10 protein-coding genes are annotated in these 10,113 nt (G+C 31.3%); all 10 read right to left on the reverse strand.

What is annotated here, in order from left to right:
- Window positions 1-5 precede the first annotated feature (5 nt).
- Window positions 6-254, reverse strand: coding sequence for a TcpD family membrane protein (locus FD46_RS06560; protein ID WP_057896361.1), 249 nt, complete (start codon window positions 252-254; stop codon window positions 6-8).
- A 2-nt stretch (window positions 255-256) separates the two neighbouring features.
- On the reverse strand, window positions 257-934 hold the full coding sequence (locus FD46_RS06565) for a conjugal transfer protein (RefSeq protein WP_057896362.1): 678 nt from the start codon (window positions 932-934) through the stop codon (window positions 257-259).
- 293 nt (window positions 935-1,227) lie between these two features.
- Window positions 1,228-2,391: an FRG domain-containing protein gene (locus FD46_RS06575; protein ID WP_057896364.1), complete on the reverse strand. Its 1,164-nt coding sequence runs from the start codon at window positions 2,389-2,391 to the stop codon at window positions 1,228-1,230.
- 270 nt (window positions 2,392-2,661) lie between these two features.
- Window positions 2,662-2,904: a replication initiation factor domain-containing protein gene (locus FD46_RS06580; RefSeq protein WP_057896365.1), complete on the reverse strand. Its 243-nt coding sequence runs from the start codon at window positions 2,902-2,904 to the stop codon at window positions 2,662-2,664.
- Window positions 2,873-3,694, reverse strand: a complete 822-nt coding sequence (locus FD46_RS06585) for a replication initiation factor domain-containing protein (protein ID WP_057896366.1) — start codon at window positions 3,692-3,694, stop codon at window positions 2,873-2,875. The genes FD46_RS06580 and FD46_RS06585 overlap by 32 nt, the downstream gene beginning before the upstream one ends.
- 171 nt (window positions 3,695-3,865) lie before the next feature.
- A complete protein-coding gene (locus tag FD46_RS06590; RefSeq protein ID WP_057896367.1) occupies window positions 3,866-5,266 on the reverse strand; it encodes an FtsK/SpoIIIE domain-containing protein in 1,401 nt (466 codons plus the stop codon).
- 10 nt (window positions 5,267-5,276) lie between these two features.
- Window positions 5,277-5,672 carry a DUF961 family protein gene (locus tag FD46_RS06595; protein ID WP_057896368.1) on the reverse strand — a complete coding sequence of 132 codons (396 nt, stop codon included), beginning with the start codon at window positions 5,670-5,672 and terminating at the stop codon, window positions 5,277-5,279.
- 1 nt (window position 5,673) lies between these two features.
- The gene (locus FD46_RS06600; RefSeq protein WP_057896369.1) at window positions 5,674-6,027 is read right to left on the reverse strand and encodes a DUF961 family protein; all 354 of its coding nucleotides are present in this window, start codon (window positions 6,025-6,027) and stop codon (window positions 5,674-5,676) included.
- 21 nt (window positions 6,028-6,048) lie between these two features.
- Complete coding sequence (locus tag FD46_RS06605) at window positions 6,049-7,920, reverse strand: RNA-directed DNA polymerase (RefSeq protein ID WP_057896370.1); 1,872 nt, start codon at window positions 7,918-7,920, stop codon at window positions 6,049-6,051.
- 46 nt (window positions 7,921-7,966) lie between these two features.
- On the reverse strand, window positions 7,967-9,163 hold the full coding sequence (locus tag FD46_RS06610; RefSeq protein WP_057896371.1) for an MrcB family domain-containing protein: 1,197 nt from the start codon (window positions 9,161-9,163) through the stop codon (window positions 7,967-7,969).
- Between the last annotated feature and the right edge of the window lie 950 nt (window positions 9,164-10,113).

The raw sequence follows: 10,113 nt of genomic DNA on the forward strand, positions 1-10,113 counted from the left end.
AATCATCAACTCCCAAAAATTGTTTTGAAAATATTACCAATCGCAGTAAAAACAGTTTGTGAATTGGAAATGACAAACCAAGTTAAACCAGTCAATAAAGCAATTCCAATCGCTCTACCTAATTCTTGACGGAAAATGAATTTGACCAGCAAGATAGCGATAATGATCGTAATCGCATATTTACCTTGTGTAACGACCCAATCAGAAACATTGCCTAAAGATGGTAATTCAGAAGCTAAAAAAATAGGTTGCATAATTAATCCCCTCCAATATTATGATTAAATTGATCAACAAAATAAGTTGTTTGTTGTTTTGAAAGTTTTAAAGTGACGTTTTCTGAGTGTTCAATATCTGAATCGCTGCGTTTTAAAGTTAATAGGCATTGAACAATTGGCTTATTTTTAGTGCCATAAACATACAAGTTCTGAATATTAGCGACTTTATATTTGCCAGCTAATCCTTGTGGTCTAGCCATAATAAATTTCATATCACTCGTTTTAGCGGCCACATATTTTTTCAAGAATGACTTAGTAAAATCTATGACCCGGTTATTTAAGCTAACAGAAGTCGTTTGATTTTCTTTGGTATATTTGCTTTGCAGTTTGCCAATATGACCAACTGGATCAATTTTGTTAGAAAAGTATGGATAACTAACAACAGTGAATTTACTATTCTTTACCTTGAAAGGAATGTTTAAGTAGCCATTGGTTTGGTTATTATTAACTGAGTAATTGACGTAATATTGTGCAATCTCGACACCTTGTTGCGTATAAATACTTTGGATATAAGCTTTATTAAAAGTCTGATTATCTTTTCCAGCTTGATCACTGGCCGTTAAGTTAGTCGCACAGTAAGCAGACAAAGTCTGATTTCTTTTATCCATGGCATCAGTATTATTTGGATAAGTAAGATAAAGTTTTAAAAATTTTTGCATGTAATTATTTAATCATGGGCTGTAGCCATTAATATTAGTTGAAGCTTGATCGAGCTTTGTTTGATAAGTTTGAACTTCTTTTTGTAATTTGTGATTGGTTTGGGAAACATTACTAGCTTTAATAAAAAAGCCATAACTCCGCTACAAAAAATAAAGATCATTGTTATCCAAACAATGATCCTAGCTGATTTCATATTTACTTTTTTCTTCTTACGTGGAATTTCATCAACTTGACGAAAGCTTCGTCTCTTAAATTCAAAATTTCCGATTTTAATTGTAAATGCCCCCCTTAATTATTTAGAATAAAATTGATCTTCTATAGCAGAAATTTTATTGTTCATATCTGTATAGATAGTACCTACATTGATTCCTAATAATTCAAGCTCTGTTCTTATAAATTTTTTATATTCTTGTTTAATAACTATCCTTATTAAAATATTTTTAGTTGAATTAAAACAGCCTACTCTATATTCTTGTAGTTTATCGTTTATTAATTTCAAAATGTTTTCTTGAGGAGTGTTATAATCAATTTTTACTAATCCCATTAGTAAAAATGCAGCATTTTGTGCTGAAATTCTTGAATCAATTTTGTTAGGTACTACAATTAAGGGACTTATTAAATCTTTTACTTCTATTCTATTTTCAAAATTACCGCTATTTTTAGAGATAGCATGATAGAGATTAATAGATCCTTTAGATAAACCATGGGCAAGATTTTCTGATTTTAGTATTTCTTTATGTTCAGAATTTAACTCTTGACAATCTTTATAAACTTGAACTTGTTCATTAAACGAAAGCTGAGATAGTGCAGATAAAAGAGCAACTTTATCACCATCTGGGTAATTGACTCTATTCTTATCGCTATCTGAGTTAGGATATGGCTTAAATATTTGTACAGAACCGTCTCCTTCGTCTTGACAAACTGCAAAGTATAAAGCATCAAGTGGATTTGATGATATATCTAAAAGTCTGGTAGGGACACCGTGATGCTGCATAATAGCTAATTTATCAAAAGTACTATATTTTTCATTCTGCAATTCTGGGGAAATACTAGTCATTTTTTTTAAAATTTCTTTTTCTTTTTTCATTAAAAAAGCTCCATCTTTTTCTTTGAAAATTGAAGGCCTAGTATATTCATATTTTTGAGATTCTCCTCTGTAGAACAAATATGAGCCTATTTTTTTTTTCATTTTCTCATGAACATCCTCAGGTGCAAGTATATTATGAGGATTTTCTGTTAATCTATTTGGTTGAAATTCTTTATGGCCTATGCGTTGCTCTTGACTATGGTTAAAAAGTTCATTATTTTCTGTTTCTATACCTGCTTGCATAATAGCATTAATATAGGACCCAACAGAATCTATTTTCATGGAAAATGTTTCTCCATCTTTGTTGAAATTAGCACTATCTTTATTAAAATAAACATTTTCAACATTTTTTTCTTGATACTTGGACATAAAATTACCTTCTTTAATTGGTATATACACAATTTATCGTAGTACAAATTTAATGTATTTAAAACACCAAGCAAATATAAAATATTTTAATGAACTTAATTTTCTTAATTACTCAGTGATGGAACAATCCGGATTAATCATGCTTTGTATGAATTTTTTATGTCTATCGCCTAAATTTGCCTCTGCTAACATGGACTCAATTTCTTCTGTTTGAAAGGTATCATCAATTATTTTGAAGGCCTTTAACGTTGGCATTACTTGATTTTGTAATCATGTTTTAGTCCGTTCAAAGGATAATTCTTTTGGATCAGTGACAAGCTTTAAAGTTGAGACGTCTCCCAGAAACAATGACCAAGCAGAATAAATATTCCAGTTATTTCGGGCTTTTCCTTTAACTGGTTGTAAAAAAGTAACATATTCGCTTATATATCCAAAAACTAAATCGCAAATATTAACTGGATCTTCAACATTGATTAGTTGTTTAACTGCTCGATGAACTAAAACGCAGCTCATAACGATTCTTAACAGGAGTTTCTTGCACCTTTAGGTGTTTCTTTTTAGCAATTTCATAATTTTTTTGATAAAAGCACATGTAAAACTCGCTTTGCATTGATCCAAAATACAAGCTAAGCCCAGCTGCTTGAAGTTTATCTGTAATTTCATTTCTTTGAGTACCCCAATGATAGCTGCACGTTTTAAACTTTGATTTATACTCTTTTCGTTCCATTTTATGCAATAGTCTTTTCAATGGTAAGGCTTCTTTATAATCATTGACTGCAATATCAATGCGAGTCACATTTGCTTGAAATGCGTAACAGTTCTTGAGGAAGCTGAACCAACTTCGTTGTTGCTGTTTGAGAAAAGTTTCAAATTGGCGACAGCCCTGGCCCGAAAATTCAATCAAAATTCCACGGTTATCGTTTGGCACTGATTGATAAACTTGAATCAAATCAATACTATAACGCCCTACATAACCGTATCGTTTAACTTCATCTAAGACAAAAGCTTTGCGATTTATTTTTAAAATTTCGTTGAAAACTATATTCAAATCATGCAAGGGTATTCTGATTCTTAAATAATCAATGATTACCTCCATTTTGGTTTCATGAGTTAAACGATTTTTAAAATAAGCTTCAATATTTTCTCGTGTTGGCTTTCTGAACTGACTTCGTCCTTGTTCAAAATTAATATATGCTCTGGTTGAAATACTAATTTCCTTAGCAACTTGATGTTGTGTTAATCCTTGTTGAAGCCTAAGGCTTCTAACATATTCATTTGGCCATTCATATTTGGCTTTTTTCACTCAAAATATTACCTCCTTAACAGGACTTCACTTTTGCGACTTCGTAGTGAAGTTTTGCAAAACTTAGTTATTCCTGTCAAATCAACATCTAGCGTTACCTTGGTTGACTTGTTTTCGTCCTTGTTACCCCCCTGTTAGCAACCGGGGGTAAACATTTGGCGCTCGGAGCTTTCAGCTCCTCACGCCAGACTTCGCCCGCGCAGCCTCGCTGGGCGTTCCACGCCCACGCTCCGCTATCGCCTGTCGGCTCTGATCGCTCAACTGCGAGGGCTCGTCTTTGTTGAGTAGATAATTGTAAAATGAAAACTCTGGCGGCACAAAGGGTGCAAAAAAGGCTCGAACATAAGCTCCACCAATGGAAGCATAGCCCCAGCCATGTACCTCGTCACTTTGAACCTTGAAATTTTTGTCGGACTCGCCAAACATCATGATGTAGCCAGAACGTGACATTTGACCTAAAGAAACCCTTAATCCAAATTGGTCACGCATACCATCTTCAAAATATTTGGCATCAGGTCTTTGCATACCAGCAACCAAGAAAAAGCCTAATTGTCTGCCCAACAAAATAATCTGTTTCATGTACCCTAGAGTTTTCTCCTGTTCCTTGAAATCTAAATTACTCATATGGGCTACATATTCATCAAAGAACAAAACCTTTGGTTGCATATTAAAACTGCGATAATCTTTGCCGATGTCACCTACTTTCCTTAATAACTCTTTGTATTCTTTTTGACGGTCAACCATTTGTTCATAGAATTCACGAACACACTTATTGATTTGTCCTGTACTTGAAAAGGCCCTCTCTTCTAAAATTGGTACTTGATCCAATTGTGATAAATCAGACATCTTTGGATCACAGATATAACAATCAGCACCTAAATCAATAAATGATTTTAGGAGAGCTTGAATAAAATAAGTTTTACCACCTCCGGTAACACCACTAATCAAAGCATGTGGAAATTTATTATAATTCCAAGTAAAGCCTTGCATTAATTCTAGTTTTCCAGAATCAGGTTTAATATCGGTAATGTTAATTCTATTTTGGATTGGATCATTGATTAATTTATATGCCTTAAAACCTTTTTCGTCGACAATATCAAAAAGATCAGCAAACAATGCCTGTTCAAGCTGTTCACCAATCCGATTAAACTTATCTTGATTTTTTTGAAGATCCATTGGGAATCTAACCGTAATAATCAACTCCTTATAGTGATAGTAAACTTTTGGAAAATAGATAATCTTCTGTCGAGGATTATTACGATTTCTATTTTTTGCAAGATACAATTTATTATCAATAATCATTCTGGCAAGTAGTTGTCTATGCTTTACCCGAGTAAAAAAGCCATTGTGATTGTCGTTTCTCTTGTATACTGCAAAGCTGATAATTGCGCCACAAAAAGCAAAAATAGCAGCAGCTAATGTAGCCCAAACAAGTTCATCTGGACTTCTAGCGTAAATAAGATAGAGAAATGAAATTGAAAGTAAAGTAAAAGGCAGTGACATCAAGGATAAGTAGATAAACACAATATCCCGATGAAACCGCCTGATGCGAATTCCTTTATATTTGAACATTTAAATCACCCTATTTTTTTAATGGATTGGTTGTTGGTTTACTTGGTTTTGTTTCGATAACCGCCCCCTTATCATCTAAAATAATATCATCAGCTGTTACTCGAATTCCGGCATCAACATAGCGACCATTTGGAATAGCATAATTCTCAACTACTGGATTGATTAATTTAACACTGGAATTGAACGGAAAATCTTTCTCTTCAGTTTCAGCTGGCAAAACAACTGTAAAAGAATCATGTTGCAGCTTAGACAAAATATCATAACGCCGATCTTTAATCTCCCCGGTTGGTTCACCATCTTCACCCAAGATCAATGACGGAGATTTCTTATCCAAAAATTTTAATTTTCCTAATGATTTTTCTTCATCAATTTCAATACCATTGCGCAATTTTAAGATCTTAACCATACTACTTGTCCCCCTTCTTCTTGATGTTTTCGGCTGTTAATTTCCACGATGCGATTGCTTCGTCACCTGTTGAACGACCAGTAGGTTCAAGTTTTGGATTAACCAACTCAATCTCAGTATCAGTTTCAAAGGTTTTAGAACCAGCTCTTGCTGGAATTTGAACTTCGATTAATTCAGCTTGTTTTTCTGACAAGAGGTTATAAACTACTCCTGTCGCAATCCGAGAACGACCGCTAGTAACTTCACGATCTTTTCCTTCAAAAGTTAATTTACCGAAAGTTTCGATAGTCGGAATAACATATTTTAATGGCGTATTTAATACCTTCCTTTCAAATTTTGAGTAATAAAAAAGCAACCTTGATCGGTTGCACAAAAATTACAGATAATCAAAATTATTGTTTTTTCCAAATGAAACAAAATGAATATCTTTTTCTAATAAAAGTTTATAAAAGTTATTAATTTCTGACTGTTTATTTGCTATCAATGCATATTTGTAATTTAATAAAGTTTTAAGACCACCACGTTTAAAATTCTTAATATTAGGATTTTTTTTCCTGCAAAAATTATTAACGCACTTCTCGCTAATATAGTTATTTTTTATTAAATCATAAACAAAATATCTGAAAAGCCAAAACTTTTCAGCCATAATAGGAGTTTTTTTGTTAACATCGTAATGATTAACATTATAATAACTATTTGTTTCTAAAAATACATTATAGATACAATTAATTAGATTGTTTGTTTGAAATTTGAACTTTTTTAAATACAGAATTATGCTAAGGCAAATTGTATAATCGTCATATTCTCCATTGATAAAAGCAAGTAATTCTTTTTCCTCAAAAAAATCATAAAAGCCAAAAAAAACTAAATATAGCAATATTTGGTAAACTTCCTGATTGTAACGATTTTCTTTATAAAATACTACTTTGTCTGCTAAGACTTCTTTATTATCTGTGAAGTATTCTTTAACTAATTTTTTGACTTGTAATTTGCTAAAGCCTAATTTTATAATTGATTTTGTGAAACTTATAAATCTATTTGTTAATTTTGAATCATGCAAAGATAGGCTTATCAGTTTTTTAAAAACATTAAAACTCGTTAATTTATTTTTAAATGAGAAAATATAGTTAACATCAGATTTTGTTAGTACTTTTTGCATTTGCAATTTATGCAAAGTATTTATAATAACGGGGAAACAGCTTTTGATTGATCCTTTGTTACCCGAATTCTCTTCTTTAACGCATAAATCGATAAAAGAGGAAATATCATTGATCCAATATTTAGGTTTGCCCTTGTTAGTCAAAGATTTTTCGTTAAAGTAATTGAATATAGTATCTTTATCCATTTTATGTGAAAAAGGAAATGTAGTAACTTCGGTTTTGTGTTCATTTATTATAAGACAATATTCTCGACATACAAACCTAAAACTGCGCAAAAACTTATCTCGTTGTTCATCCGAAGTGAATGCATATGAAAAGTCATCAACATATCTAGAAAATCTAATTTTACTCCCTATTTTGTCCTCCAGCCTTTTATCAAAAAAACACATATATAATTCAGCAATAATTCTAGTTATTAAATTACCAGTTGGAATACCATGTGTTTCTCCAAACTGACAGTTTTGAATAAGGCTATCTACACAGTTTGCAAAGCCTCCACTTGTTTCGATTTTTGCATTATTTCTACCATTTACTATCCACGGTAATGTATGGGTATAAAGTGATGGATAAAAATTTGATAAATCGACATGTAATAATTTATTATCACCAGCCAATTGATTTTGCTTAATTTCATTTGTTGTTTTAAAATCAAAATTTAATTGGCCAAAGTACTTAGACGTAGAATGATTGTTTTCAGTAAATATTTTTACAAAACAGCTACTTTTAGACGATAAATAGTAAGCTAATTCTAAGTAACTATATACATTTGGCATTTTATATTCACGTCTAGATATATCAGTTTTAGGTATTGTAAAAGAAATCGGTTCAGTTCGCACACAGTTTTCGCAAGACTTTCGGGAGAAAAATTTGTTCTTAAATTCGTATTTAAATTTTTCATCGAATTCAACATGAAGTTCTAAATAACTAGCAAAATCATTCATGTTAAAGATATCTGGAAGAATACCATCGGCCCTAGCATAAGCTGATGCAACATTATTTGAGCTTTTTGTAATAGCATCATAGTAGCCGAAACGTAGAAGAAAACTAAGTGTAAATAACTGGTTATATAGGTTGGTTTCTGCGGTCAAGTTCATTTCCTCCACTACTAGTTAATAAAATCATTATATCATTTAACTAATCAATGTTAGAAAGTTTAATATCTTTATCAAAAGAAGAAAGATAACTAACCGGAGTAAAACTAAGAATTTTACTAATATCACCTTTTAGTTTGAAGAATTCAACATTGTTTGAATTAACAAGTTTCTCAAAATTAAAGATTCTATATAGGCAATATTCATTCCCATGTGTTTTGGAGAAATCTAATTCATTTCTGCTAATAAAAAAAGGAGCATCTTGACTTTTTGTAGTTGTTTTGACTTCGATATACATTTTATTTCCCTTTTCGTCGAAAGATAGCACATCATATCCTAACCCATCACCTTTAGTTTGTGAAACGTGTTCTACCTTATTTCTTAAATTAGGAAAATTAGCAAGTTTTTTCTTCTCGTTTTCAAAAACTACCTGTTCACCCAAAAATCCAATCTTAGAATTGTTTTGATTTATTTCATTAAAATCTTTTTTTCGACCCTGAAATTTTGAAGAAATATTTGTTAGTTTTCTTTCTACTAAGTTTATTGATGGTGTCTTTCTCGAGACTGTTTTTATTATGCTTCTAGTAACAGGAGCTTTTACATCAATGTTGAGAGATAAGATATAATTGATATTTTGATAAAAATTACTACTATCAATTAGATTATTTTTTAATTCATTTAAACAAAAAATCATGTTTTTTAAATCAATTAGCATCTGTTCATTTGATGGCAAGTTTCTCTTTTTATAATGAACACTCAAAATATTACCTAATTCATAACCTTTGGGCAAGTTTGTGTTCCCTGTTAAGCCTCTTGTTAAATTAATGGAGGCAGGAGTCATCCTACTTGATCTGGCCTTGAGAGTAGTCTGCCAATAACTAGAAACCTTTTCGATATGAGTTGATGCTTTTTTTCCAAAATTATTTTTAAAAAAGGTCCACCCTTGATTAAGAGATAAATATACATCTTTCATATCAGGGGAAAATAAGTAAACAATGTCAAATCCTTTTTGAGCTGAAGTTGAAATATCCTTATCAAAAATTCCAATCCAAGGTACTGTAGCCCAGGTTCCTTCGCCGGCTGAACCTTTTGATATTAAATTTCCTCCAATTAAATCATCACTGACAACTTCATTTAAACCATTTCTTAATATCTTGGCTAAATTGTTTTTTTTGATTGGCCCATTTTTCTCATCTAAGTACTCATTAAGGACTTTATCAATCACTTCATGCAATGTCATAAAATATTCTCCTTTGACCAAATCATTTGGTTTTTAAGTTAATTTTATAACTTAATGAAAATTTGACAATATCAGTAAAGCAATTAAATTCTCTTCCCATTTTAATAGAGTATTTAATACATTTATCTCAAATTTATATAAAAATATCATCTATTCTTCATAAATAGCATAGTATGTTAACTTGGTTTTTGTTGTTCGCTCCCCAATTTTTTGGATCATCGCGCTTCGCACCCAGCTATGCTGGCATGTGTAGGCCACTGACCAACGAGCCTCTCAGAGACGTAGCATGCATTGTTTCTATCCATGACTAACTTTTGAATCTGGTAATCTAACCAGTGAAGTACGAATTCTACTTCGATATGCAGTTGTCAAAGTACAAATACGAAAGTTTATACATGAAAATGAACGGATAATTTATAAACCTAAGAGATTGTTCTTTTCATAAAAGACTCATTATTTTCATGAAAATAGGCAAAATCTAACTAAACAATCAAATAGTTTAATTGCTGCTGTGGTATATGTTTAAAGCCCTTTCGTATATTGCTATTTTGACATCTGCGGTCAAGTCTGAATTTTAACCTAAGCCCCCTCTTATTTTTATACATGACCGAAAGTGCTGTTAAAACAACGTTTTAACGCATCAAAAACAAAAAAATAAATTTGAAAAAGAAAAATAAATTCAAAAAAATTGCAAAAAATCAGTAGAAAAAATAATCGTCAAAATTTGGCTAGCAAATCAAATTATTTTTGCTGGTTATAAATTTTGACGATTATTTTTGATTTTCATGTAAAAAACATTGTTTTTTGTGATTTACACGTAAATCTTGCTACGGATTTTACTAATTAGTTTTGATGAAATTTGTTTTAAATCACCGTTTTTTAGTGTTTTTAGAGCATCTTAAATGTTGTTTATAACCAAAGGTTCGATCAATTTCATGCATTTTTTGTCT

Source organism: Liquorilactobacillus oeni DSM 19972 (genome assembly GCF_001436275.1).
Lineage (GTDB): Bacteria > Bacillota > Bacilli > Lactobacillales > Lactobacillaceae > Liquorilactobacillus > Liquorilactobacillus oeni.

Coding starts and splice junctions, on each gene's coding strand:
- FD46_RS06610 (WP_057896371.1), bottom strand. CDS start 9,163: ATGACATTGCATGAAGTGATTGATAAAGTCCTTAATGAGTACTTAGAT.
- FD46_RS06590 (WP_057896367.1), bottom strand. CDS start 5,266: ATGTTCAAATATAAAGGAATTCGCATCAGGCGGTTTCATCGGGATATT.
- FD46_RS06595 (WP_057896368.1), bottom strand. CDS start 5,672: ATGGTTAAGATCTTAAAATTGCGCAATGGTATTGAAATTGATGAAGAA.
- FD46_RS06580 (WP_057896365.1), bottom strand. CDS start 2,904: ATGAGCTGCGTTTTAGTTCATCGAGCAGTTAAACAACTAATCAATGTT.
- FD46_RS06565 (WP_057896362.1), bottom strand. CDS start 934: ATGCAAAAATTTTTAAAACTTTATCTTACTTATCCAAATAATACTGAT.
- FD46_RS06560 (WP_057896361.1), bottom strand. CDS start 254: ATGCAACCTATTTTTTTAGCTTCTGAATTACCATCTTTAGGCAATGTT.
- FD46_RS06575 (WP_057896364.1), bottom strand. CDS start 2,391: ATGTCCAAGTATCAAGAAAAAAATGTTGAAAATGTTTATTTTAATAAA.